This window comes from Serratia sp. root2 (assembly GCF_031931805.1).
GTDB classification, from domain to species: Bacteria; Pseudomonadota; Gammaproteobacteria; order Enterobacterales; family Enterobacteriaceae; genus Serratia; species Serratia inhibens.
Genome location: NZ_JAUJXB010000001.1, coordinates 151,636 through 175,150 on the forward strand (window position 1 = coordinate 151,636; position 23,515 = coordinate 175,150).

Sequence of the window (23,515 nt, forward strand, 5' to 3'; positions counted from 1 at the left end):
GTGAGGGGGGTGCCCTGATGGATCAATGAACCCAATCAGTGATGGGACTCATGCAAAACCACCAAATTCCCCAAGCCACGTCGCCATTGAGCTCGTGGCTTTATTATCTTGAACGTCTGCACAGCCAGGCGATCGAGCTTGGCCTGGAACGCGTACAGCGCGTTGCGGCGCATCTTGATTTACTCACTCCCGCACCGACGGTGTTCACCGTTGCCGGCACCAACGGCAAAGGCACGACTTGCCGGACTCTGGAAGCCATTCTGATGGCGGCCGGTCTGCGCGTTGGCGTTTACAGCTCGCCGCACCTGGTACGTTATACCGAGCGCGTCCGCATTCAGGGCGATGAGCTGAGCGAGGCGGAGCATAGCCGCTCGTTCGCCGCCATTGAGGCGGGCCGGGGTGAAACCTCACTGACCTATTTCGAATTCGGCACCCTGTCGGCGCTGCAACTGTTCAAACAGGCTAAGCTTGACGTGGTGATCCTGGAAGTTGGCCTTGGCGGCCGCCTGGATGCGACCAACATCGTCGATCCGAGCGTGGCGGTGGTCACCAGCATCGCGCTGGATCATACCGACTGGCTGGGCAACGATCGCGAAAGCATCGGTCGCGAGAAGGCCGGAATTTTCCGCGGCGGCAAGCCGGCAGTGGTCGGCGAGCCGGATATGCCTGCCAGCATCCGCGAGGTGGCGGAAAAACTGGGCGCGACGTTGTATCGTCGTGGCGAAGCCTGGGCTTTCAGCGAACAGGGCGAACGCTGGCAGTGGGAAGGCGGCGGCACGCTGCTGACCGACCTGCCGATGCCCAACGTCCCGTTAGCCAATGCTGCGACCGCGTTGGCGGCGTTGCACTATTCCGCATTGGAAATCGATGAGCGGGCTATTTTCACCGGCCTGCAGCAAGCGACGCTGCCTGGGCGCTTCCAGATTGTGCGACAGGATCCGATGCTGATCCTCGACGTGGCACATAACCCGCACGCCGCAGGCTATCTGGCCGGGCGTTTGGCGAAGCTGCCGCGCAAGGGCGGCAAAGTGCGCGCCGTAGTGGGTATGCTGTCGGATAAAGACATCGCCGGCACGCTGGCTTGCCTGAGCGAGCAGGTAGATGAATGGTATTGCGCGCCGCTGGAAGGGCCGCGTGGTGCCAGCGTTGAATCGTTGGCGCAACATTTGACGGAACCGCGGCAGTTTGCCGATGTCGAAACTGCCTGGCGTCAGGCTATGCAGGACGCTGATATTCAGGATATTGTGATCGTCTGTGGATCGTTCCACACCGTTGCGCATGTGATGGCGGCGTTAGACGAGATGCGGGGAGTGTGAGTGGCAAGCAAATTTCAAAACCGATTGGTAGGAACCGTCATTCTGGTCGCACTGGGGGTCATTATCCTGCCAGGGCTGCTGGATGGAAAAAAGAAACATTACGAGGATGAGTTCGCGGCCATTCCCCTGGTGCCAAAACCGGGAGACGTAGAGGAAAACGACGCGGTGCCGCCGGTAACCCAGTCTTTGCCGGCGCAGCCGCCGGAAGGGGCGGGCGCGTTGGTTGAGCAACAGGCGGCGAACGAAGCGGCCTCGCAGCAGGCCGTACGCCAGACGGCGCAACAGCCGGTTCAGGTTGCGCCGCCGGTCGAAACTCGCCCGGTACAGCAACCGAAGCCGAAGCCGGTTGAAACCAAACCGGTCGAAACCAAACCGGTCGAAACCAAGCCGGTGGAAGTGAAGCCAAAACCGGTGCAGCAACCGAAACCGGTTGTTCAGCCGAAGCCTGAGGTTATCCCGGAAGTTAAACAGGAACCCAAACCTGAGCCGAAGCCAGAACCTAAACCGGAGCCGAAACCGGCTGCGGAAGAGAAAGCGCCGGCAGGGCAGGCTTATGTGGTGCAACTGGGTGCGCTGAAGAATGCCGCCAAGGTGAATGAGGTCGTGGCGTCGCTCAGGCTGTCCGGCTATCGTGCCTTCACCGTGCCGTCAACGCCGGTACAGGGGCAAATCACCCGGATCTACGTTGGCCCGGACGCTTCCAAACAGAAGCTGCAGTCTTCGTTGTCTGCGCTGAACTCCATCAGCGGTTTGAGCGGGCAGGTGAAGCCCTACGGCGCACGTTGACAGGAGTGGGGCACAGCATGCTGTGCCCCCGAATCGATGAGTGCTGGTGTAATCACTATTAAAAATGTGCCTTTCACAGGCAAAATGGCCTATGTCGGCGCGGCGATTGAGAATTTTTTTATCGCCGTTTTTTATTTGTTGCGCGCTGGGAAATCCCCTACGCAAACGTTTTCTTTTTCTGTTAGAATTCGCCGCGAATTGGATGCAGGGGCGATTCATCATTGGAATAGTTCATGGTCTGGATTGATTACGTCATTATAGCGGTGATTGGATTTTCGGCTCTGGTGAGCCTGATCCGAGGGTTTGTTCGCGAAGCATTGTCACTTGTGACATGGGGATGTGCGTTTTTTGTTGCCAGCCATTTCTACTCTTACCTTGCGGTCTACTTCACTCGTTTTGAAGATGAACTGGTGCGAAACGGCATCGCGATTGCCATCTTGTTTATCGCGACCCTGATCGTAGGAGCTATTGTTAACTATGTGATTAGCTCACTGGTAGAGAAAACCGGGTTATCAGGCACCGACCGGGTGCTGGGCGTCTGTTTCGGCGCACTGCGCGGCGTGTTGATCGTTTCGGCGATACTGTTTTTCCTGGATACCTTTACCGGCTTCTCGCAAAGTGACGACTGGAAACAGTCACAGCTCATTCCCCAGTTCAGTTATATCATCAGGTGGTTCTTTGACTACCTGCAGAGCACGTCGAGTTTCTTACCGACCCATTTACCGGGGCGGTAGCGCTGATGAGGAAAAGACAACATGTGCGGTATTGTCGGTATCGCCGGTTTTATGCCGGTAAACCAGTCGATTTATGATGCGTTGATGGTGCTTCAGCACCGTGGCCAGGATGCCGCAGGCATCGTCACCATAGATGCCCATAACGGGTTCCGTCTGCGTAAAGCGAACGGTCTGGTGAAGGATGTGTTCGAGGCACGCCATATGCAGCGCTTGCAGGGCAACATGGGTATTGGCCATGTGCGCTACCCGACGGCTGGCAGCTCCAGTGCCTCAGAGGCTCAACCATTTTATGTAAACTCGCCGTTCGGCCTTACGCTGGCCCACAACGGCAACCTGACCAACGCCCATGAGCTGCGCCAAAAGCTGTTTGAAAGCGGCCGTCGCCATGTCAACACCACCTCCGATTCCGAGATCCTGCTGAACGTACTGGCCAGTGAGCTGGACCGCTTCCAGGACTACCCGCTGGAATCAGACAACATCTTTACCGCCGTTGCCGCCATGCATCAGCAGTTGCGCGGTGCCTACGCCTGCGTGGCGATGATCATCGGCCACGGTCTGCTGGCGTTCCGCGACCCGAACGGCATTCGCCCGCTGGTGATCGGCAAACGCCAGCTTGAAGACGGTCGCTGCGAGTATATGGTGGCTTCCGAGAGCGTGGCGCTGGATACCCTGGGCTTTGAATTCTTGCGCGACGTGGCGCCGGGCGAAGCGGTGTACATCACCGAGAAGGGCCAACTGTTCACCCGCCAGTGCGCAGAGAACCCGAAAACCAACCCGTGCCTGTTCGAATACGTCTACTTCGCCCGTCCAGACTCCTTTATGGACAAGATTTCGGTCTACAGCGCCCGTGTACGCATGGGGCAGAAGCTGGGCGAGAAGATTGCCCGCGAGTGGGAAGACTTGGACATCGACGTGGTGATCCCGATCCCGGAAACCTCCTGCGATATCGCATTGGAAATCGCGCGTATCCTGGATAAGCCGTATCGCCAGGGCTTTGTGAAGAACCGCTATGTTGGCCGTACCTTCATCATGCCAGGCCAGCAGGCGCGCCGTAAGTCGGTACGCCGCAAGCTGAACGCCAACCGCGCCGAGTTCCGCGACAAGAACGTGCTGCTGGTGGATGATTCCATCGTGCGCGGCACCACGTCCGAACAAATCGTTGAGATGGCGCGTGACGCCGGGGCGAAACGCGTTTATTTGGCTTCCGCTGCGCCGGAAATTCGTTTCCCAAACGTGTACGGCATTGATATGCCAAGCGCCAACGAACTGATTGCCCACGGCCGTGAAGTGGATGAAATCCGCCAGATCATCGGTGCCGACGGTCTGATCTTCCAGGATTTGGACGATCTGATCGAAGCGGTACGTGAAGAGAACCCGGACATCAGCCAGTTCGAATGCTCGGTGTTTAACGGCATCTATGTCACCAAAGACGTAGACCAGAGCTATCTCGAGTATCTGGAATCGCTGCGTAACGACGACGCCAAGGCGATGCGTGGCCAGACCGAAGCAGAAAATCTGGAAATGCATAACGAAGGTTAAGCCCCAGCGCTAGCCAAAAAGGTGCACCGCGGCGTTTGTCGCGGTGCATTATCCTCCCCCTGACTTGCTTATGTTCCGCCATTCCGGCAAAGTCTGCCTGATCCTACTTTCTCTTCGGCAGAGGCCCGCTTTATGAAACGACTCATCATCGGTATTTCCGGCGCCAGCGGCGCAATCTACGGCGTGCGCCTGTTGCAGGCATTGCGCGACGTCGCAGAGGTGGAAACCCATTTGGTGATGAGCAACGCGGCGCGGCAGACGCTGTCGCTGGAAACCGAACTCGGCCTGCGAGAAGTGCAGGCGCTGGCCGACGTGGTACATGACGCGCGCGACATCGGTGCCAGCATCTCTTCCGGTTCGTTCAAAACCCTGGGTATGGTGATATTACCTTGCTCAATCAAGACCTTATCCGGCATCGCCAATAGTTATAGCGACGGCCTGCTGACGCGCGCCGCCGATGTGGTACTGAAGGAACGCCGTCGGCTGGTGCTGTGCGTGCGTGAAACCCCGTTGCATATAGGCCATTTGCGCCTGATGACGCAGGCGGCGGAAATGGGCGCGGTGATCATGCCACCGGTACCGGCGTTTTATCACCAACCGAAAAGCGTCGATGACATCATCGATCAAACCGTGAATCGGGTGGTCGATCAGTTCGACATTGAATTACCGAAAGATTTGTTCACCCGTTGGCAAGGCTCCAATTAACAAATTTATCCCCAATTTGGCACATTTGTGCAACACCGCACTGAATTAGGGCGGCACATGCACCATAATGATCCCACTCCATCACGCTCACTGTTTCAAGGCTCTGGCATTTTGCCATTGCCCGTGACGCGGCCCCGACTGGCCGATTTATTTTTGCGGTTATCGTCCCAGGAAACAGTTTTGTGAAGGCCGGAGCCGTTCCCTCCGCCTACCGCAACAAATGTGGCACGATTACTGCAAATTGATTTGGTGGGAAAGTAATGCCCGCAGTGGCATCAAAAAAATCAATTTGAGGGTAATTTATGAAAAAGCTGGTTAAGGTTCTTCCTTTAGTCTTGGCTTTGAGCGCAGTAAGCAGCGCATTTGCCGCAGTGCCATCAACGCTGAAGATAGGTACCGATCCGACCTATGCACCATTTGAATCCAAAAATGCCAAAGGTGAGTTGGTCGGCTTTGATATCGATCTGGCCAAAGAGCTGTGCAAACGCATAAATACCCAATGTACCTTTGTGGAAAGCGATTTTGACGCGCTGATCCCCTCTCTGAAGGCGAAGAAAATTGACGCCATCATCTCTTCATTGTCGATCACCGAAAAACGCCAGCAGGAAATTGCCTTTACCGACAAGCTGTACGCCGCTAACGCCCGCCTGATCGCGCCGAAAGGCTCGAAGCTGCTGCCAACCGTAGACGCGCTGAAAGGCAAGAGCGTGGGCGTGCTGCAGGGCACCACCCAGGAAGCCTATGCGAACGCCATGTGGCAGCCTAAGGGCATCACCGTGGTGCCTTACCAGAACCAGGATCTGGTGTATGCCGACCTGGCATCCGGCCGCATTGATGCCGCCTTCCAGGATGAAGTGGCGGGCAGCGACGGTTTCCTGAAGCAGCCTCCGGGCAAGGATTACGCTTTCGCCGGTGAATCGGTGAAAGATGACAAGTTCTTTGGCGTGGGCACCGGCATGGGGCTGCGCAAGACCGATACCGAGCTGAAGGCGGCGCTGGATAAAGCCTTTGCCGACATGCGCAAAGACGGCACTTACGACAAGTTTGCGAAAAAATACTTCGATTTTGACGTCTACGGCGGTTAATCCCACGTACCGTTCCATGGTGTGACTACGGGGTCAGTTCGCTGGCCCCGATGGTTCGGGCTCCAATGACGACAGGGTGAAGTAGATGCTGCAAGGCTATTCCCAACTGATATTTGAGGGTGCTCTGGTGACACTGGAACTGGCCCTCAGTTCCGTACTGCTGGCGCTGGTGATTGGTTTGATCGGCGCCGGCGGCAAGCTTTCCCATAACCGCCTGCTTTCTACGCTGTTTGGCGCCTATACCACGCTGATCCGCGGCGTGCCTGATTTGGTGCTGATGCTGCTGATTTTCTACGGCCTGCAGATTGCGCTGAACAACCTCACAGAACTGCTCGGTTTCTCGCAAATTGATATCGATCCGCTCAGCGCGGGGATTATCACCCTCGGCTTTATCTATGGTGCCTATTTCACGGAAACCTTTCGCGGCGCTTATATGGCGGTGCCGAAGGGGCAAATCGAGGCGGCCACCGCCTACGGTTTCTCCGGCTCGCAGATTTTCCGCCGCATTTTGTTCCCTGCAATGATGCGTTTTGCCCTGCCGGGCATCGGCAACAACTGGCAGGTGATCCTCAAGGCGACGGCGCTGGTGTCGATTCTGGGTTTGAACGACGTGGTGAAAGCCACTCAACTGGCCGGCAAAGGTACTTATCAACCCTTCTTCTTTGCGATAGTGGCCGGTGTGGTTTATCTGATTTTCACCACCGTTTCCAATGGCGTGTTGTTGTGGCTTGAACGGCGTTATTCATTGGGCGTCAAGAGGGCCGAATTATGATCGAGATTTTGCAACAGTATTGGGAATCGCTGCTGTGGAGCGACGGTTACCGTTTCACCGGCGTGGCGGTCACGCTGTGGCTGCTGATCTCATCGGTGGTGATGGGGGGCCTGCTGGCGATACCGATGGCGGTAGCGCGCGTTTCCTCAATCTCCTGGGTGCGTTTTCCGGTGTGGCTCTACACCTACATATTCCGCGGCACGCCGCTGTATGTGCAGCTGTTGGTGTTTTATTCGGGGATGTACAGCCTGGAGATCGTGCGGGGTACCGATTTCCTCAATGCGTTCTTCCGCAGTGGGCTTAACTGCACCATTTTGGCGCTGACGCTGAACACCTGCGCCTACACCACCGAGATCTTCGCCGGGGCGATCCGCGCGGTGCCGCACGGTGAAATTGAGGCGGGCAGTGCCTATGGTTTCTCTCGCTTCAAAATGTACCGCTGTATCATTCTGCCTTCGGCGTTGCGTACCGCACTGCCGGCTTACAGCAACGAAGTGATCCTGATGCTCCACTCCACGGCGCTGGCATTTACCGCCACCGTGCCGGATTTGTTGAAGATAGCGCGAGATATCAACGCGGCGACCTATCAGCCGTTCTATGCCTTCGGCATCGCGGCGGTGCTGTATCTGGTGATCTCCTACGGGTTGATCAGCCTGTTCCGCAAGGCCGAAAAACGCTGGATGGCGCACGTTAATCACTGATAATGACGGGGAAAACCATGTCTGAAAATAAATTAGCCGTCACTGAACTGCATAAGCGTTATGGCGAACACGAAGTACTGAAAGGCGTGTCACTGGCGGCGAACGCAGGGGATGTGATTAGCATCATTGGATCTTCGGGGTCCGGTAAAAGCACCTTTTTGCGCTGCATTAACTTCCTGGAGAAACCCAGCGAAGGCTCCATCAGCCTGAACAATGAAGATATCCGCATGGTGCGCGACAAAGACGGCCAACTGAAGGTGTTTGACAAGAAACAGCTGCAATTGCTGCGTACACGTCTGACCATGGTGTTCCAGCACTTTAACCTGTGGAGCCACATGACGGTGCTGGAGAACGTGATGGAAGCGCCGGTGCAGGTGCTGGGGTTGAGCAAGGCCGAAGCGCGCGAGCGCGCGGTGCGTTATCTGGATAAGGTGGGCATCGACGAACGCGCGCGCGGCAAATACCCGGTGCATCTGTCGGGTGGCCAGCAGCAGCGCGTATCCATTGCCCGTGCGTTGGCGATGGAGCCGGAGGTGCTGTTGTTTGATGAACCGACGTCGGCACTGGATCCGGAGCTGGTGGGAGAAGTGCTGCGCATCATGCAGAAGCTGGCGGAAGAGGGGAAAACCATGGTGGTGGTGACGCACGAGATGGAGTTTGCGCGCCATGTTTCAAGCCACGTGATTTTCCTGCATAAGGGGCTTATTGAAGAGCAGGGGCCACCGGCTGAGCTGTTCGGCAATCCAAAAAGCCCGCGCCTGCAGCAGTTCCTTTCCGGCGCTTTAAAATAACCCCTTGCCTGGGGCCGGTTCTGCCTGGCCCCGGCATTCTCCTCAGCGCTTGTCGCTCCGTTGATTGATAACGTCATCCAGCGCCTGTTCCAGTTCCAGAAAACGGAAACTGAAACCTGCCTCTTCCAGCCGTCTCGGCACCGCCCGTTGACCGCCCAGGACCAACACCGCCGCTTCCCCCATCAGTAAACGCATGGCGAATGCCGGCATGCGCAAAAATGCCGGACGATCGAGCACGTTGGCGAGTTGGGCTGCGAATTGTTCGTTATGTACCGGGTAGGGAGCGACCATATTGAAAGGTCCCTGCAGGGTAGCGTGCTCCAGCAAATAGAGAATGCCGTTGACCATGTCGTCCAGATGTATCCAGGGCAGATATTGGCGACCGTTGCCTATCGGCCCGCCCAACCCCAGACGGAAAGGCGGCAGCATTTTCGCCAGCGCTCCGCCTTTGCTTGCCAGCACCACGCCGGTGCGCAGCAGGCAGACACGGGTCGCCTCGCTTTGCGCTTGCAGCGCCAGGGATTCCCATCGTTGGCAGAGTTGATGGGTGAATTCGTCATGTGGAGCTTCATCTTCGGTGACCACCGCCTGGCCCTGATCGCCATAGTAGCCGGCGGCGGAACCGGAAATCAGCACGCCAGGGGGTGAACTGCCGGCGTTAATCAACGCCGCTAACCGTTCGGTCAGATCCCAACGGCTGTGACACAGGCGCTCTTTCTGCGCCTTGCTCCAGCGTTTATCGGCGATAGGCTCACCGGCCAGGTTGATCACGGCGTCAATGCCATCCAGAGACGTTTGGTCCTGCAATGTTGACCAGTAGCTGACTTGTTCGCCAAACCGTTCACGCGCACGTTGTACGTCACGGGTCAGTACCGTGATTGAGTGAGACAGACTCAGCAGCCGCTGCGTCAGGCTACTCCCTATCAATCCCGTGGCGCCGGTGATCAGGATCCGCATGGTCAACCTCCCTGATACTCTATTGTGTCAGCCCCGGCGATAACTCATGGTCATGGAAACCGAGTCGGCATAACGCAGGGCCAGTAGTTTATCGATCTCTACTTCAGCATAGGTTACCCAGGCATGTTCTTTCACGATATCGAGCACATCCTGAGTTAATTTTTCCAGCAGGGCGAAGCGGTTATCTTCAACATGGCGGATGATCGCTTTGGTGATGGTGCGGTAGTTGAGCGCGTCGTCGATGTTTTCGCTATTGCGCGCCTTATCCGCCGGGTAGTGGATAGCCACGTTAATCAGGATGTCCTGGCGATTGTTGATTTCTTCTTCCTTGATACCGATGAAAGTACGCAACCGCAGATTTTTGATACGAATAATGGCGTCGGGTTGACTGAATGACATCAGAGAGTCTCCACAGGTCTGATTATTGGCGCTCAGGATACACGGAAAGTAGGGAAAAGATAATGAACCGGGAGAAACTCCCCGGAGGCCGGGGAGTCGGGTGGTTAACCCTGCTCGGCCAGCTTATAGGCGCGCTCGGTCGCCGGGCGGTTGCTGATGCGTTCGAACCAGTTGCGCACCGCCGGATAATCCGCCAGATCGATACGCTGGCGCGGATGCGAAACCACCCAGGGATAGGTGGCGATATCGGCGATGCTGTAGTTGTCGCCGCCCAGATACGGGTGTTTTTGCAGCTCGGCTTCCAGCACGCCATACAAGCGTTTGGTTTCCAGGTGGTAACGCTCGATGGCGTAAGGCACCGGCTGCGGCGCGTAATGGTTGAAATGGTGATTCTGCCCGAGCATGGGCCCAAAACCCGCCACCTGCCAGAACAGCCACTGTAGCGTGGCGGCGCGCTCGCGCAGCCCTTTGCTCAGCAACTTGCCGGTTTTCTCCGCCAGATACAGCAGGATTTCGCCGGATTCGAACAGGCTGATGGGCGCACCGCCATCAACCGGTTGTTGATCGACAATCGCCGGGATTTTGTTGTTGGGTGAAATGCTCAGAAAGTCCGGCTTGAATTGGTCGCCGGCGCTGATATTTACGCGGTGGATACGGTAAGGTAAGCCTACCTCCTCCAGGAACAGGGTAATTTTGTGACCGTTGGGAGTGGGCGCGTAATACAGGTCAATCATGGTGCCTCCTGCGGTAAAGTGATCTGTAAGTCATTACACGTTGCCGCGGTCTTCGCCGCGCACAAAGGTATATCGGAGATCTTGCTATAGCGTTACCAACAATAGCAGCTAAGAATAGCAGGCTATGTGAGATTCGTCTGATGCTATATCCACAAGTCAGATCACGATTCGCGGCCGGCGGGGAAGCGGGGAACGGGGTTGCGGGCATTGTCAGGCGGCGGTAAAGGCTTTCCCGATGTCGGCACACCGGGAATCGCCGTTCAGACCGGGGGCTTAACTCAGAAAATCCTCACGTTGGGGCGTAAAGGTGTCCAGCAGCGTACCGGCTTCCAGACAGACGCAGCCGTGTACCCGGAACGTCATCATTACCCCTGCGCCGTCGTTGCGGTAGAATAACGCTTATTTCCTTGTTAAAGGCATGGTTATGAAGCTGATATTCGCCTCTGATTTACACGGTTCACTCCCCGCCACCGAAAGCGTATTGGATCGATTTGAACAAAGCGGTGCCGACTGGCTGATTCTTCTGGGCGATTTGCTGAATCATGGGCCGCGAAATGCGCTGCCGGCGGGTTATCAGCCCGCTCAGGTTGCTGAACAATTGAATCGCTATAGCGACAAGATCATCGCCGTTCGCGGCAACTGTGACAGCGAAGTTGATCAGATGTTGCTGTCGTTTCCCATCACCGCGCCCTGGCAGCAGGTGCTGTTGCAAAAAAGACGATTGTTTTTAACCCACGGTCACCTTTATCATCCCTCGGCACTGCCGCCGTTATCTTCCGGCGATGTCCTGGTCTATGGCCACAGTCATGTACCGCAGGCGGAGCGGCAGGGAGAGATTTACTGCTTTAATCCAGGCTCGGTCAGCATTCCGAAAGGGGGCTTTCCCGCCAGTTATGGCATACTGGAAGACGGCATTTTAAGTGTGGTCGCACTGCAGAGCGGCAAGGCTGTTGCAGAGGTGGCGTTAACGCACTAATTTATACACACACAATAAAAATCTTTGAAAAACACTCATTGATTAACCAGTGCGCGGGATGCAACGCGCCAAAATAGAAGGTTTTAGAGGATGGCGGAACAGGGTCAGGCTGCAGATACCGAGTGGGTTGATATCGTCAACGAGCAAAACGAAGTGATTGCTCAATCAAGTCGCCAACAGATGCGTGCTCAACGGCTGCGTCATCGTGCTACCTATATTGTGGTGCATGATGGAATGGGTAAAATTCTGGTGCAGCGTCGCACCGACATTAAAGATTTCTATCCGGGCTGGCTGGACGCCACCGCGGGCGGAGTAGTGCAAAGCGGCGAGAATGTGCTGGATTCAGCACGCCGCGAGGCGGAAGAGGAACTGGGTATTGCCGGCGTGCCTTTCGCCGAACATGGCCTGTTCTATTTTGAAGAGGAGCAATGTCGGGTATGGGGCGCACTGTTTAGCTGCGTGTCCCACGGGCCGTTCGCTCTGCAGGAAGAAGAAGTGGTTGAGGTGAGCTGGCTGACGCCGGAAGAGATCACCGCCCGCTGCGACGAGTTCACCCCGGATTCGCTGAAGGCGCTGTCGCTGTGGCTGACGCGCAACAACGAGCAGGCTTACGGTAAACCGCTACGTGACGCCGACGAAAATGCCTGATTAGTCGGCAGGTTGCCAAAATGAAAAAGCCGGTCAATTTATTGACCGGCTTTTTTTATCCGATAACGCGGGGGTTATCAGGCTTTGGCAGCCGCATCAGCCTGTGCAGACTGAATGGCGGTCAGCGCCACGGTGTAAACGATATCGTCTACCAAAGCGCCGCGTGACAGGTCGTTCACCGGCTTGCGCATGCCTTGCAGCATTGGCCCGATGGATACCAGGTCAGCAGAACGCTGTACCGCTTTATAGGTGGTGTTACCGGTGTTCAGATCCGGGAAGATGAACACGGTAGCCTGGCCGGCAACCGGCGAGTTCGGCGCTTTGGATTTCGCTACGTCAGCCATGATGGCGGCGTCGTACTGCAGTGGGCCGTCAATGATCAAGTCAGGGCGTTTTTCCTGAGCCAGGCGGGTCGCTTCACGCACTTTCTCGACGTCGCTGCCCGCACCGGAGTTGCCGGTAGAGTAGGAGATCATCGCCACGCGCGGCTCGATACCGAAGGCAGCGGCGGAGTCTGCCGACTGAATCGCGATTTCTGACAACTGCTCGGCGGTCGGATCCGGGTTGATCGCGCAGTCGCCGTACACCAGAACCTGGTCAGGCAGCAGCATGAAGAACACGGAGGACACCAACGAGCTGCCCGGTGCGGTTTTGATCAGCTGCAGCGGTGGGCGGATGGTGTTGGCAGTGGTGTGAACCGCGCCGGAAACCAGGCCGTCGACTTCGCCTTTCTCCAGCATCAAGGTGCCGAGAACCACGTTATCTTCCAACTGCTCGCGCGCAACCACTTCGGTCATGCCCTTGCTCTTGCGCAGCTCAACCAGACGCGGCACGTATTGCTCGCGCACGACGACCGGATCAACGATTTCGATGCCTTTGCCCAGTTCAACGCCCTGAGCCGCAGCTACGCGCTGGATCTCTTCCGGGTTACCCAGCAGGACGCATTCTGCGATACCGCGTTCGGCACAGATGGCTGCCGCTTTCACGGTACGTGGCTCGTCGCCTTCCGGCAGGACGATACGTTTGCCGGCTTTACGCGCCAGCTCGGTCAGCTCGTAGCGGAATGCCGGAGGAGACAGGCGGCGTGAACGCTCGGAAGTGGCGGTCAGCGACTCGATCCACTCTGCGTTAATGTGGCTGGCCACGTAGTTCTGCACTTTCTCGATGCGCTGATGGTCGTCCGCCGGCACTTCGAGGTTGAAGCTTTGCAGGCTGAGCGAAGTCTGCCAGGTGTTGGTGTCGACCATAAATACCGGCAGGCCGGTCTGGAAGGCGCGTTCACACAGTTTTTTGATCGGCGCATCGATGGCATAACCGCCGGTCAACAGAATGGCACCGATTTCCACGCCGTTCATCGCCGCCAGACAGGCGGAAACCAGCACGTCAGGACGGTCTGCGGAGGTGACCAGCAGTGAGCCTGGGCGGAAGTGTTCCAGCATGTGCGGAATGCTGCGCGCACAGAAGGTCACGGACTTCACGCGGCGAGTCATGATATCGCCTTCGTTGATCACAGTGGCCTTCAGGTGGCGGGCCATGTCGATGGCGCGAGTGGCGATCAGATCAAAGCTCCAGGGCACGCAGCCCAGCACCGGCAGCGGGCTGTTGGCAAACAGCTGCGCAGGATCAACGTTAGTCACGCTGGCCTTGGTGGAGTCGTCGAAGATCTCTGACAGGTCAGGACGGGTGCGGCCCTGCTCGTCAACCGGTGCGTTCAGTTTGTTGATGATGACGCCGGTGATGTTTTTGTTTTTGCTGCCGCCGAAGCTGCTGCGAGCCAGCTCGATGCGTTCTTTCAGCTGCGCCGGGGAATCGTTGCCCAGGGCCAGCACGAAGACGATTTCCGCATTCAGGGTTTTGGCGATCTCATAGTTCAGCGCGTTGGCGAACTGGTGTTTACGGGTCGGCACCAGGCCTTCGATCAGCACCACTTCCGCGTCTTTGGTGTTCTCATGGTAGCGAGCCACGATCTCTTCCATCAGCACGTCTTGCTGGTTGGAGCTCAGCAGGCCCTCAACGTAGCTCATGCGCAGCGGTTCGGCCGCCGGAATGGTGGAGTTGCTGCGGATGATGGTGGTGGTCTGGTCGAGAGAGTCGCCGCCGGTGCGTGGTTGGGCGATAGGTTTGAACACGCTCAGACGAACGCCTTGCTGCTCCATGGAGCGGATGACACCCAGGCTGACGCTGGTCAGACCGACGCTGGTGCCAGTGGGGATCAACATAATTGTACGTGACACAGAATAGTCCTCTTCACGATTAACATGAGGCTAAAACAGCACCGTCAGCCTGGGCTGACGGTGTCGGAGAGCGTTACGCGGTCAGACGGGATGCGTCTTGCGCGATGACCAATTCTTCGTTGGTCGGGATAACCAGCGCCAGGCGGCTGCCGTCTTTGGTGATGGCGCCGGATTTACCGAAACGGGCGGCCATATTGCGTTCGTGGTCGATCTCGAAGCCCAGCAGGCCCAGTTTATCCAGGGTCAGCTCACGCACCATTCCGGCGTTCTCGCCGATGCCGCCGGTGAAGATCACCGCGTCCAGACGGCCGTCCATCAGTGCGCTGTAAGCACCGATGTATTTGGCCAGACGATGGCAGAATACGTCCATTGCGCGCTTGGCGTCAGCTTTGCTGGCGTAGTTGTCTTCAACATAACGGCAGTCGCTGGTGACTTCGGTCAGGCCCAGCAGGCCGGATTCTTTGGTCAGCATTTTGTTGATTTGATCAACGCTCATGCCCAGGGAGTCATGCAGGTGGAAGATGATCGCCGGATCGATGTCACCGCTGCGGGTGCCCATCACCAGGCCTTCCAGCGGGGTCAGACCCATGGAGGTGTCAACGCATTTGCCGTTGCGCACTGCGGTAACTGAACCGCCGTTGCCCAGGTGACAGGTGATCACGTTCACTTCTTCAACCGGCTTGTTCAGCATCTTCGCGGCTTCTTGGGTCACGTAGAAGTGGCTGGTACCGTGTGCGCCATAGCGGCGAACGCCGTGATCGCGATACAGGCTGTACGGCAGGGCGTACAGGTAAGATTCTTCCGGCATGGTCTGGTGGAATGCGGTGTCGAACACGGCAACGTTTTTATCCGCCAGGTTAGGGAAGGATTTCAGTGCCTCAGCAATACCGATCAGATGCGCCGGGTTATGCAGTGGTGCAAATGGCACCGAATCTTTGATACCCTGCAAGACTTCGTCATTGATCACGGCAGAAGCGGTAAACTTCTCGCCGCCGTGTACAATGCGGTGGCCGATAGCGGTCAGCTGTGCGGAAAGCTCCGGTTTCTGTGCCAGAATAGTATTAACAATGTAGTTCAGTGCTTCGCTGTGCGCAGCGCCGGCACCCAGGGCCGCTTCGTGTTTGGCGCCGTCCATCTTCCACTTGAGGCGAGCCTCAGGCAGGTGGAAACATTCGGCCAGGCCGGAGAGGTGTTCTTCACCGTTGACAGCATCGATGATAGCGAATTTCAGGGAAGAACTGCCGCAGTTAAGAACCAGTACTAGCTTACTCGACATGGAAGTACCTACTTAAATAGTTCGTGTTGTTGTTAAAGGAAAACCCAAACACGTGGTGAATTAATCGTCAATCAGACAACAAGCGTAGCGCATAATGCCGTTGACATTTATGATTAACATCATGTGAAGTGCATAAATCACATGACGATGAAAAAACCGATGATTTCTCTGCGGTTTAAATAATCTTCATTTTTATAGGGCTAAAAGTTGACAGAATTATTGTCATCTTCTACCGGCCAAAAGGCCGGCCTAGGATACCGATAGCCTGCAGCAAACACAAAATAAATTTAAAGCTTCAAATTTTTTAGTATTGTGTTTGCAGTACCCCCATTTTTACTACGTGACGTAGAGGTACGCGATGACGAGCAAACCGTCCGGTTCCGTAAGCTGGTTTCAGGTCTTCCAGCGCGGGCAGCATTATATGAAAACCTGGCCGTCAGACAAACGTCTGGCTCCGGTCTTTCCGGAGAATCGCGTTGCGAGCGTCACCCGCTTTGCCGTCCGCTTTATGCCGCCGCTGGCGGTGTTTACCTTGACCTGGCAGATTGCGCTGGGTGGCCAACTCGGTCCGGCGATCGCCACTGCGTTGTTCGCCTGCAGCATGCCGATGCAAGGCCTGTGGTGGTTGGGCCGTCGTTCTGTCACGCCATTGCCGCCAACGCTGTTGCAGTGGTTCCATGAGGTGCGCAACAGGCTGGCGGAATCCGGCCAGGCGGTCGCGCCGGTGGAAGGCACTCCGACCTATCAAACGCTGGCGGATTTGCTGAAACGCGCCTTCAAGCAGCTGGATAAAACCTTCCTGGACGATCTTTAACAGCGAAATGGCCGCATTGATTGCGGCCTTTTTACCCTTTGGGCCAATAACCCCGGTTTAAATCAAAGAACCTGCGAGTTGTGATTTCCTGCGATATTGCGCTGTGCGATGCTTTCGCCATAAGCAATTTACCGAGGAAATCATGATGGAAATGACCCACGCCCAACGACTGATCCTGTCGAACCAGTACAAGATGATGACGCTGCTCGACCCGGATAACACCGAACGTTACCGCCGTTTGCAGACGATCATCGAGCGTGGCTTTGGTTTGCAGATGCGCGAACTGGATCGCGATTTCGGCGAAATGAGCGAAGAGGTGTGCCGCACTATCATCAACGTGATGGAGATGCATCACGCGTTGCAGGTATCCTGGGATAATCTGAAAGAAAAACAGGGGATTGAGGTGCGTCGCCTGGCATTTCTCGGTTTTGATGCCGCTACTGAAGCGCGCTATCTGAGTTATGTGCGTTTCCTTGTTACCACCGAGGGACGCTATACTCATTTCGATTCCGGCAGCCACGGCTTTAACGCCCAAACCAAAATGTGGGAAAAATACCAGCGTATGCTGGCTATCTGGCTGTCATGCCCACGTCAGTATCACCTGAGCGCCGTTGAGATTGCGCAAATTATCAATGCCTGATTAAAAGAGGTTTCCTGTGGAGTGTAAGGGTTTTCTGTTCGATCTTGATGGGACGTTGGTTGATTCTCTGCCGGCGGTAGAACGTGCCTGGATTAACTGGGCCAAACGCCGCGGTATTAATCCGCAGGACGTACTGGATTTTATTCACGGTAAACAGGCCATTACCTCGTTGCGTCACTTTATGCCCGGTGAAAGTGAGGCTGCCATTCAGCAGGAGTTTTTGCTGCTGGAGCAGGTAGAAGCGCAGGATACCGACGGCGTCACCGCACTGCCGGGGGCCGCGGCCTTGCTGGCGCGGTTGAATGCGCTCGACATTCCGTGGGCGATTGTCACCTCCGGCTCTATTCCGGTCGCCACCGCTCGCCGCAACGCCGGAGGCTTGCCGCAGCCGGAAGTGTTTATCACCGCCGAGCAGGTAAAACATGGCAAGCCTCAGCCGGACGCCTATCTGCTGGGTGCCGAGCGCCTGGGGCTGGCACCGCAAGATTGCGTGGTGGTTGAGGACGCGGCCGCCGGGATCCTTTCCGGATTGGCTGCGGGCTGCCAGGTGATTGCGGTGAATGCGCCGGCCGATGCGCCCAAGCTGGATCAAGTCGATCTGCTGTTGTCGTCCCTGGAGCAAATCGCGGTCAGGAAGACAATGCAGGGTGCTGCGATTGATCGGGTCGCCTGACAAGCCCTATCTTCACTCAAGTTGATTAGACCCCGCATCCGCGGGGTTTTTTTATGCTAGTTTTTAAGACCTTGACTATGTCTGCCGGATGAGGCCGTTTTGAACAGCGAATTACTGTGGGTGCTGAGTTTACTGTTAATTGCCATCGTACTGTTTACCACCAACAAACTGCGCATGGACGTGGTGGCGCTGCTGGTGATCATCGCTTTTGTTTTGAGCGGCACGCTGACCCTGCAGGAAGCGACGGTGGGTTTCAGCGATCCCAATGTGATCCTGATTGCCGCGCTGTTCGTGATTGGCGAGGGGTTGGTGCGAACCGGTGTCGCCTATCAGGTGGGTGACTGGCTGGTGAAGGTCGCCGGCAGCAGCGAAACCAAAATGTTGATGTTGCTGATGGTAACCGTGGCCGGGTTGGGGGCGTTTATGAGCTCTACCGGGGTGGTGGCGATCTTTATCCCGGTGGTGCTCAGCGTGGCGGCACGGATGAAAATCACGCCGGGCAGGCTGATGATGCCACTGAGTTTTGCCGGCCTTATCAGCGGCATGATGACGCTGGTGGCAACACCGCCGAACATGGTGGTGAACAGCGAGTTGGTGCGCGAGGGTATCGGCGGCTTCGGTTTCTTTGGCGTGACGCCGGTTGGCCTGGCGGTATTGGTGCTGGGCGTGGGATACATGCTGGTGGCGCGGCGTTGGCTGGGCAATCACGACGGCGATAAAAACCGGGAAACCTGGCAGCGCCGCACTTTCCGCGATCTGATCCGCGACTATAAACTGACCGGAAGGGCGCGTCGGCTGGCGATCCGCAGCGGGTCATCGCTAGTAGGCCGTTCGCTGGATGAGTTGCATCTGCGCGCCCGCTACGGTGCCAACGTGGTGGGGATAGAACGCTGGAAGCGCTTCCGGCGGGTGATGGTCAGCGCATCCGGCAGCACTGAACTGCGAGAAGGAGATGTACTGCTGATCGACATGTCGGACAGCCAGATCGACTTGCGCGAGTTTTGCAGCGAGCAGCAACTGGAGCCGATGGTGCTGCGGGGCGACTATTTCTCCGAACAGGCGCGTAACGTCGGCATGGCGGAGGTGTCGTTGATTCCGGACTCGACGCTACTGGGCAAGAGCCTGCGCGAATCGACGTTCCGCAGTCGCTACGATTTGAACGTGGTCGGCATTCGCCGCAATGGCGAAACTCTGGCTGGCAAGTTGGTGGATGAGCCGCTGGCGTTGGGCGATATCCTGTTGGTTATCGGCGACTGGAAGGCGATCCGCCAATTGCAGGCAAAAACCCATGATTTTATCGTGCTCAATTTGCCGGCAGAGGTGGACGAGGTAGCGCCGGCCATCACCCAGGCACCGCACGCGCTGTTTTGCCTGGCGTTGATGGTGGCGATGATGCTGACCGATGAAATCCCCAATCCGATCGCCGCGCTGATTGCCTGTTTGCTGATGGGTAAATTCCGCTGCATTGATATGGCAAGCGCCTATAAGTCTATTCACTGGCCGAGCATCATTTTGATTGTCGGCATGATGCCGTTTGCCCAGGCTCTGCAGAAAACCGGTGGGGTTGACTTGATCGTGCGCGGGCTGATGGACGTTGCCGGTGGGGCGGGGCCGCGCGTGATGCTGGTGTGCCTGTTTGCGCTGTGTGCCACGATAGGCCTGTTTATCTCCAACACCGCCACCGCTGTGCTGATGGCACCGATCGCCATTGCCGCTGCGCGCGAGATGGGTGTTTCGCCATACCCGTTCGCCATGATTATCGCCGTTGCCGCTTCCGCAGCGTTTATGACGCCGGTTTCTTCGCCGGTGAACACGCTGGTGCTGGGACCGGGGAACTATAAGTTCGGGGATTTCGTACGGATTGGCGTCCCGTTCACGCTGTTGGTGATGCTGGTCAGCGTGATTATTGTGCCGTGGCTGTATGCATTTTAACGGCGCAACGGGCTGCGCCGTTAACATTACAGGGAAGAGTCCAGGCTGATTTCATCCAGCGAGAGGCTGAAGCTGGGGATAAACACGTTCATGAAATAATCCATTTCCGGGCTGCTGCGCTGCTGCAGGGTCTTTTCAAGCCGGGCTTTCGCCAACTTGAATTCGTTGTTGCCGGCAGACAACTCTTCCAGGCATTTCAGGTAGGCGCACAGGGCATCGGCCTGTTTTACCACCAGTTTTTCGTCTTCGGTGTAGTAATGCTCATCGAGAATCGACCGGAAATCGTTACGTAATTCTGCCGGGATCATATCCAGCAGCTTCTGTTGGGCGATTTTTTCGATTTTCTTGTATTCGTGAGCGATCTGCGGATTGTAGTACTTGATTGGCGTTGGCATATCACCGGTAATCACTTCGCTGGCATCGTGGTACATCGCCAATAGGGCGACGCGCTCGGCGCTCAGGTTGCCATTGAATTTTCGGTTTTTGATCACCGCCAACGCATGGGCGACAAACGCCACTTGCAGGCTGTGTTCGGAAACGTTCTCGGTACGCACGTTGCGCATCAGCGGCCAGCGGTTGATCAGTTTCAAGCGGGACAGGTGGGCAAAGAAATGGCTCTGGCTCATGGTGCTCTCTTCTACAACGGCAAGTGAGGGTTCCATTGTGAGCAGTGACGGCGGGTTATGCAACCGGGGCGTGCAGGGAAGGGGCGCAGCAGGTTGCTGCGCCCGCTGAGATTACTGACGATAACCTTCAAGGAAGCGGCCCAGCTTGCCCACAGCCATTTCAAGTTCATCAACGCGCGGCAGGGTAACGATGCGCACGTGGTCGGGATACGGCCAGTTGAATGCGCTGCCTTGCACCAGCAGCACTTTTTCCTGCAGCAGCAGATCCAGCACCATTTTCTGATCATCGTGAATGTTAAAGCGTTTGGCGTCGATGCGCGGGAACATATACAACGCACCCTGAGGCTTCACGCAGGAAACGCCGGGAATATCGTTCAGCAGTTCCCAGGTACGGTTGCGCTGTTCATACAGACGACCGCCAGGTTGAATAAACTCGCTGATGCTTTGGTAGCCGCCCAGTGCCGTTTGGATCGCGTGCTGCATCGGTACGTTGGCGCACAGGCGCATGGAGGCCAGCATTTCCAACCCTTCGATATAGCCCTTGGCATGTTTTTTCGGCCCGTTCAGCACCATCCAGCCCTGACGGAAACCCGCAACTCGATAGGTTTTGGACAGCCCGTTGAAAGTGACGGTCAGCAGATCCGGTGCCAGCGCGGCGATCGAATGGTGTTCGGCTTCGTCATACAGAATTTTGTCGTAAATCTCGTCCGAGAAGATGATCAGGTTGTGCTGGCGGGCGATCTCGACAATCTGCTCCAGCAGCGCTTTGCTGTACACCGCACCGGTCGGGTTGTTCGGATTGATGATCACAATGCCGCGGGTGCGCGGAGTGATTTTGCTGATTATGTCGTCCAGATCCGGGAACCAGCCTGCCTGTTCATCGCACAGGTAATGCACGGCCTTGCCGCCGGACAGTGATACAGCGGCGGTCCACAGCGGGTAATCCGGCGCAGGCACCAGCATTTCGTCACCGCTGTTAAGCAGCGCCTGCATGGATTGCACGATCAGCTCGGAAACCCCATTGCCGATGTAGATATCCTCAACGGTCACGTCACGGATGTTACGCGCCTGGTAGTGCTGCATGATCGCCTTACGCGCCGAGAAGAGCCCTTTGGAGTCGGAATAGCCTTGCGCCGTGGGCAGATTGCGGATCACGTCGACCAGGATTTCATCAGGGGCGTCGAAACCAAACGGGGCGGGGTTGCCGATGTTCAGTTTGAGGACTTTGTTGCCTTCTTCTTCAAGACGTTTAGCTTCTTTGAGCACCGGGCCGCGAATGTCATAACAGACGTTGTCCAGTTTGTGGGATTTCTCAATGGGGGACATAAAAAGTTGAGCCTTTTGCTGGAATGGGGGCGTTCCTACCGTGGAACACCGCAACCTGCTCAATGTACTCCTGGCGCTGGCGCTTTTGAAGGGTTATGCACGCCTTTGGTGCAAACGAAGGGTCCCAAGGCTAATATCAGTGATGATGAGCAGGTTTTGATTGTTTATTTGGGTTATTATATCCAATTGGTTTCGTTTAGTGGTTTTTTATGCTGATTTTATGGCGTTGTGTTAACATGATTGACCCGTAATAAGAAAGGTTGCTGCTGTGGCCCGTCGCGCACTGATAAGCCGGAGGGGAGGATTGCACCGGATAAACTGTAAAGAAATGATAATACCGGAGTAGTCTGATAGCGGGGCGCCAATCGGCAACCCAAACTGAGTATTATGGGTATATTACATTAGTAATATTTCAGTCTCTTTCTTAAGAAAAATTTAAGTTGTTATTCCCATATTATTCACGGGGTAAATGTTACTAATTGAATTCATTAAAATCATTAAGAGATGAATCCTGCATAACGCAGTAAATAACTTACTTTTTCTCGAGAGTAGGGAAGCTGAAGCCTGTCAGGACGCGGAAATTACGCAGCACGATTGGTGTGGCAATCCTGCATTGTGAATGAGTAAAATCTTTGGTTCGGTAAAAATTAAACACTTTCACTAGTAATAGAGCACAGCGTTCTATAAGCATCTGCGATAGATCACATTTTAAAAGGCGATAGAGGTAACGAAATATAAGTAATTTTTTTGCCCTCCACTAATGAGTGGGGTACTGTCATGTCAGGCATCGTCCCTTTAAAACGATGTCTTAGAAACACACCAGGGTAGTTTGTAAATTAGAATTCAAAAAGTGAAGAAAACACTATGACAACTGCAAATCGTCCGATACTTAATCTCGACCTCGATCTGCTAAGAACTTTTGTGGCTGTTGCTGATTTGAACACCTTTGCGGCTGCGGCAGTTGCCGTTTGCCGTACCCAATCAGCCGTCAGTCAACAAATGCAGCGGTTAGAGCAACTGGTTGACAAAGAGTTGTTTGCTCGTCACGGGCGCAACAAATTATTGACCGAACACGGTATCCAGCTTCTCGGCTACGCCAGGAAAATCCTGCGCTTCAACGACGAAGCCTGTACCTCTCTGATGTACAACAATATAAACGGTGTTCTGACTATCGGTGCTTCTGATGATACCGCCGATACCATACTGCCTTTCCTGCTTAATCGCGTCACGTCGGTTTACCCTAAGTTGGCGATTGATGTGCGGGTGAAACGCAGCCCGTTCATGCTCGACATGCTGGAAAACGGCGAAGTCGATCTGGCGATTACAACGGTGGAAACCGAGGGACATCCGCACATTGTGCTGCGTACTTCGCCGACGCTGTGGTATTGCTCCGCGGATTACCGGTATCAGGCCGGTGAGCCGATCCCATTGGTGGTGATGGACGAACCCAGCCCGTTCCGTTCGATGGCGATCAAACATCTGGATGAGGCCGGGATCCCATGGCGTATCGCTTATGTAGCCTCGACGCTTTCGGCCGTTCGTGCCGCCTGCAAGGCCGGTTTGGGGATCACGGTCCGGCCGATCGAGATGATGAGTCCTGACTTGCGGGTGCTGGGCGCGGCGGAAGGTCTGCCGCCATTGCCAGACACCCAATATGCCCTGTGCAAGGACACGCAGTGCGGCAACGAGCTGGCGATGGCGATTTTCAGCGCGGTGCAAAATGGCAACGACAGTTACAGCTTCAGCGGCGCGGGTTCATCCCAGCAGGATGATACTTGCCTGGCCGACGGTGAGGAATAACCTTCTGGCGCGCTAAAAGCTGCATGCAAAAACCTCTGCTTCGGCGGAGGT

Annotated in this window: 23 protein-coding genes and 1 pseudogene; 16 read left to right on the forward strand and 8 right to left on the reverse strand. The window is 56.0% G+C overall.

Annotation, left to right across the window (positions count from 1 at the left end; all coding sequences use genetic code 11):
* Window positions 1–50 precede the first annotated feature (50 nt).
* The 9 genes from folC to hisP all read left to right on the forward strand — a co-directional run bounded on the left by folC (window position 51) and on the right by hisP (window position 8,429).
* Window positions 51–1,316, forward strand: a complete 1,266-nt coding sequence (folC, locus tag QZQ97_RS00755) for a bifunctional tetrahydrofolate synthase/dihydrofolate synthase (protein WP_311991821.1) — start codon at window positions 51–53, stop codon at window positions 1,314–1,316.
* Window positions 1,317–2,102: a cell division protein DedD gene (dedD, locus tag QZQ97_RS00760; RefSeq protein WP_311991822.1), complete on the forward strand. Its 786-nt coding sequence runs from the start codon at window positions 1,317–1,319 to the stop codon at window positions 2,100–2,102.
* Between the two features lie 233 nt (window positions 2,103–2,335).
* A complete protein-coding gene (gene cvpA, locus QZQ97_RS00765) occupies window positions 2,336–2,836 on the forward strand; it encodes a colicin V production protein (RefSeq protein WP_006317057.1) in 501 nt (166 codons plus the stop codon).
* Between the two features lie 21 nt (window positions 2,837–2,857).
* The gene (gene purF / locus QZQ97_RS00770) at window positions 2,858–4,375 is read left to right on the forward strand and encodes an amidophosphoribosyltransferase (RefSeq protein WP_311991823.1); all 1,518 of its coding nucleotides are present in this window, start codon (window positions 2,858–2,860) and stop codon (window positions 4,373–4,375) included.
* A gap of 132 nt (window positions 4,376–4,507) precedes the next feature.
* On the forward strand, window positions 4,508–5,080 hold the full coding sequence (locus QZQ97_RS00775; protein WP_013813906.1) for a UbiX family flavin prenyltransferase: 573 nt from the start codon (window positions 4,508–4,510) through the stop codon (window positions 5,078–5,080).
* A 302-nt stretch (window positions 5,081–5,382) separates the two neighbouring features.
* Window positions 5,383–6,165: a histidine ABC transporter substrate-binding protein HisJ gene (gene hisJ, locus QZQ97_RS00780; RefSeq protein ID WP_006317052.1), complete on the forward strand. Its 783-nt coding sequence runs from the start codon at window positions 5,383–5,385 to the stop codon at window positions 6,163–6,165.
* Between the two features lie 85 nt (window positions 6,166–6,250).
* Window positions 6,251–6,937, forward strand: coding sequence for a histidine ABC transporter permease HisQ (locus QZQ97_RS00785; RefSeq protein WP_004947330.1), 687 nt, complete (start codon window positions 6,251–6,253; stop codon window positions 6,935–6,937).
* A complete protein-coding gene (locus QZQ97_RS00790; RefSeq protein WP_311991824.1) occupies window positions 6,934–7,638 on the forward strand; it encodes an ABC transporter permease in 705 nt (234 codons plus the stop codon). Before QZQ97_RS00785 ends, QZQ97_RS00790 begins: the two co-directional genes overlap by 4 nt.
* A gap of 17 nt (window positions 7,639–7,655) precedes the next feature.
* Window positions 7,656–8,429, forward strand: coding sequence for a histidine ABC transporter ATP-binding protein HisP (gene hisP / locus QZQ97_RS00795; RefSeq protein WP_006317049.1), 774 nt, complete (start codon window positions 7,656–7,658; stop codon window positions 8,427–8,429).
* A gap of 42 nt (window positions 8,430–8,471) precedes the next feature.
* On the opposite strand, the gene QZQ97_RS00800 is transcribed toward hisP, so the two are convergent.
* From QZQ97_RS00800 to QZQ97_RS00815, 4 genes and pseudogenes are all read right to left on the reverse strand, one after another.
* On the reverse strand, window positions 8,472–9,386 hold the full coding sequence (locus QZQ97_RS00800) for a TIGR01777 family oxidoreductase (protein ID WP_311991825.1): 915 nt from the start codon (window positions 9,384–9,386) through the stop codon (window positions 8,472–8,474).
* Between the two features lie 27 nt (window positions 9,387–9,413).
* Window positions 9,414–9,785: a dihydroneopterin triphosphate 2'-epimerase gene (gene folX, locus QZQ97_RS00805; protein WP_006317046.1), complete on the reverse strand. Its 372-nt coding sequence runs from the start codon at window positions 9,783–9,785 to the stop codon at window positions 9,414–9,416.
* 104 nt (window positions 9,786–9,889) lie between these two features.
* Window positions 9,890–10,519 (reverse strand): GSH-dependent disulfide bond oxidoreductase, encoded by a 630-nt coding sequence (gene yfcG, locus QZQ97_RS00810; RefSeq protein WP_311991826.1) that lies wholly within the window; start codon window positions 10,517–10,519, stop codon window positions 9,890–9,892.
* A gap of 273 nt (window positions 10,520–10,792) precedes the next feature.
* Window positions 10,793–10,870 (reverse strand): annotated as a pseudogene (locus tag QZQ97_RS00815) (cupin domain-containing protein); the annotation flags it as partial.
* 73 nt (window positions 10,871–10,943) lie between these two features.
* Here QZQ97_RS00815 and yfcE point away from each other — a divergent pair.
* Both yfcE and yfcD read left to right on the forward strand, forming a co-directional pair.
* Window positions 10,944–11,495, forward strand: a complete 552-nt coding sequence (gene yfcE / locus QZQ97_RS00820) for a phosphodiesterase (protein ID WP_311991827.1) — start codon at window positions 10,944–10,946, stop codon at window positions 11,493–11,495.
* Between the two features lie 90 nt (window positions 11,496–11,585).
* Complete coding sequence (yfcD, locus tag QZQ97_RS00825) at window positions 11,586–12,143, forward strand: NUDIX hydrolase YfcD (protein WP_311991828.1); 558 nt, start codon at window positions 11,586–11,588, stop codon at window positions 12,141–12,143.
* Window positions 12,144–12,220: 77 nt separating this feature from the next.
* On the opposite strand, the gene pta is transcribed toward yfcD, so the two are convergent.
* Both pta and ackA read right to left on the reverse strand, forming a co-directional pair.
* Window positions 12,221–14,377 (reverse strand): phosphate acetyltransferase, encoded by a 2,157-nt coding sequence (gene pta / locus QZQ97_RS00830; protein ID WP_311991829.1) that lies wholly within the window; start codon window positions 14,375–14,377, stop codon window positions 12,221–12,223.
* A 73-nt stretch (window positions 14,378–14,450) separates the two neighbouring features.
* The gene (gene ackA, locus QZQ97_RS00835) at window positions 14,451–15,653 is read right to left on the reverse strand and encodes an acetate kinase (RefSeq protein WP_006317030.1); all 1,203 of its coding nucleotides are present in this window, start codon (window positions 15,651–15,653) and stop codon (window positions 14,451–14,453) included.
* A gap of 358 nt (window positions 15,654–16,011) precedes the next feature.
* Between ackA and yfbV the strand changes: the two genes are divergently transcribed.
* The 4 genes from yfbV to QZQ97_RS00855 all read left to right on the forward strand — a co-directional run bounded on the left by yfbV (window position 16,012) and on the right by QZQ97_RS00855 (window position 19,712).
* Entirely contained in the window at window positions 16,012–16,467 is a 456-nt protein-coding gene (yfbV, locus tag QZQ97_RS00840; RefSeq protein WP_311991830.1) for a terminus macrodomain insulation protein YfbV, read from the forward strand.
* Window positions 16,468–16,612: 145 nt separating this feature from the next.
* A complete protein-coding gene (locus tag QZQ97_RS00845; protein WP_311993852.1) occupies window positions 16,613–17,107 on the forward strand; it encodes a YfbU family protein in 495 nt (164 codons plus the stop codon).
* Window positions 17,108–17,123: 16 nt separating this feature from the next.
* Window positions 17,124–17,780 carry a sugar phosphatase gene (locus tag QZQ97_RS00850; RefSeq protein WP_311991831.1) on the forward strand — a complete coding sequence of 219 codons (657 nt, stop codon included), beginning with the start codon at window positions 17,124–17,126 and terminating at the stop codon, window positions 17,778–17,780.
* 99 nt (window positions 17,781–17,879) lie between these two features.
* Window positions 17,880–19,712, forward strand: coding sequence for an SLC13 family permease (locus tag QZQ97_RS00855; RefSeq protein ID WP_311991832.1), 1,833 nt, complete (start codon window positions 17,880–17,882; stop codon window positions 19,710–19,712).
* 26 nt (window positions 19,713–19,738) lie between these two features.
* On the opposite strand, the gene yfbR is transcribed toward QZQ97_RS00855, so the two are convergent.
* Both yfbR and QZQ97_RS00865 read right to left on the reverse strand, forming a co-directional pair.
* Window positions 19,739–20,338 (reverse strand): 5'-deoxynucleotidase, encoded by a 600-nt coding sequence (gene yfbR, locus QZQ97_RS00860; RefSeq protein ID WP_006317020.1) that lies wholly within the window; start codon window positions 20,336–20,338, stop codon window positions 19,739–19,741.
* Between the two features lie 111 nt (window positions 20,339–20,449).
* Window positions 20,450–21,664 (reverse strand): pyridoxal phosphate-dependent aminotransferase, encoded by a 1,215-nt coding sequence (locus QZQ97_RS00865; protein ID WP_311991833.1) that lies wholly within the window; start codon window positions 21,662–21,664, stop codon window positions 20,450–20,452.
* Between the two features lie 864 nt (window positions 21,665–22,528).
* Here QZQ97_RS00865 and lrhA point away from each other — a divergent pair.
* Window positions 22,529–23,464 (forward strand): transcriptional regulator LrhA, encoded by a 936-nt coding sequence (lrhA, locus tag QZQ97_RS00870; RefSeq protein ID WP_311991834.1) that lies wholly within the window; start codon window positions 22,529–22,531, stop codon window positions 23,462–23,464.
* The last annotated feature ends 51 nt before the right edge of the window (window positions 23,465–23,515 follow it).

Bases quoted from the DNA above. Each gene is read 5' to 3' on its own strand.
- yfcG (WP_311991826.1), bottom strand. From the start codon at position 10,519: ATGATTGACCTGTATTACGCGCCCACTCCCAACGGTCACAAAATTACC.
- yfbR (WP_006317020.1), bottom strand. From the start codon at position 20,338: ATGAGCCAGAGCCATTTCTTTGCCCACCTGTCCCGCTTGAAACTGATC.
- QZQ97_RS00775 (WP_013813906.1), top strand. From the start codon at position 4,508: ATGAAACGACTCATCATCGGTATTTCCGGCGCCAGCGGCGCAATCTAC.
- hisP (WP_006317049.1), top strand. From the start codon at position 7,656: ATGTCTGAAAATAAATTAGCCGTCACTGAACTGCATAAGCGTTATGGC.
- QZQ97_RS00800 (WP_311991825.1), bottom strand. From the start codon at position 9,386: ATGCGGATCCTGATCACCGGCGCCACGGGATTGATAGGGAGTAGCCTG.
- yfcD (WP_311991828.1), top strand. From the start codon at position 11,586: ATGGCGGAACAGGGTCAGGCTGCAGATACCGAGTGGGTTGATATCGTC.
- yfbV (WP_311991830.1), top strand. From the start codon at position 16,012: ATGACGAGCAAACCGTCCGGTTCCGTAAGCTGGTTTCAGGTCTTCCAG.
- cvpA (WP_006317057.1), top strand. From the start codon at position 2,336: ATGGTCTGGATTGATTACGTCATTATAGCGGTGATTGGATTTTCGGCT.
- QZQ97_RS00790 (WP_311991824.1), top strand. From the start codon at position 6,934: ATGATCGAGATTTTGCAACAGTATTGGGAATCGCTGCTGTGGAGCGAC.
- yfcE (WP_311991827.1), top strand. From the start codon at position 10,944: ATGAAGCTGATATTCGCCTCTGATTTACACGGTTCACTCCCCGCCACC.
- folX (WP_006317046.1), bottom strand. From the start codon at position 9,785: ATGTCATTCAGTCAACCCGACGCCATTATTCGTATCAAAAATCTGCGG.
- hisJ (WP_006317052.1), top strand. From the start codon at position 5,383: ATGAAAAAGCTGGTTAAGGTTCTTCCTTTAGTCTTGGCTTTGAGCGCA.
- ackA (WP_006317030.1), bottom strand. From the start codon at position 15,653: ATGTCGAGTAAGCTAGTACTGGTTCTTAACTGCGGCAGTTCTTCCCTG.
- folC (WP_311991821.1), top strand. From the start codon at position 51: ATGCAAAACCACCAAATTCCCCAAGCCACGTCGCCATTGAGCTCGTGG.
- QZQ97_RS00845 (WP_311993852.1), top strand. From the start codon at position 16,613: ATGGAAATGACCCACGCCCAACGACTGATCCTGTCGAACCAGTACAAG.
- lrhA (WP_311991834.1), top strand. From the start codon at position 22,529: ATGACAACTGCAAATCGTCCGATACTTAATCTCGACCTCGATCTGCTA.
- QZQ97_RS00785 (WP_004947330.1), top strand. From the start codon at position 6,251: ATGCTGCAAGGCTATTCCCAACTGATATTTGAGGGTGCTCTGGTGACA.
- purF (WP_311991823.1), top strand. From the start codon at position 2,858: ATGTGCGGTATTGTCGGTATCGCCGGTTTTATGCCGGTAAACCAGTCG.
- QZQ97_RS00865 (WP_311991833.1), bottom strand. From the start codon at position 21,664: ATGTCCCCCATTGAGAAATCCCACAAACTGGACAACGTCTGTTATGAC.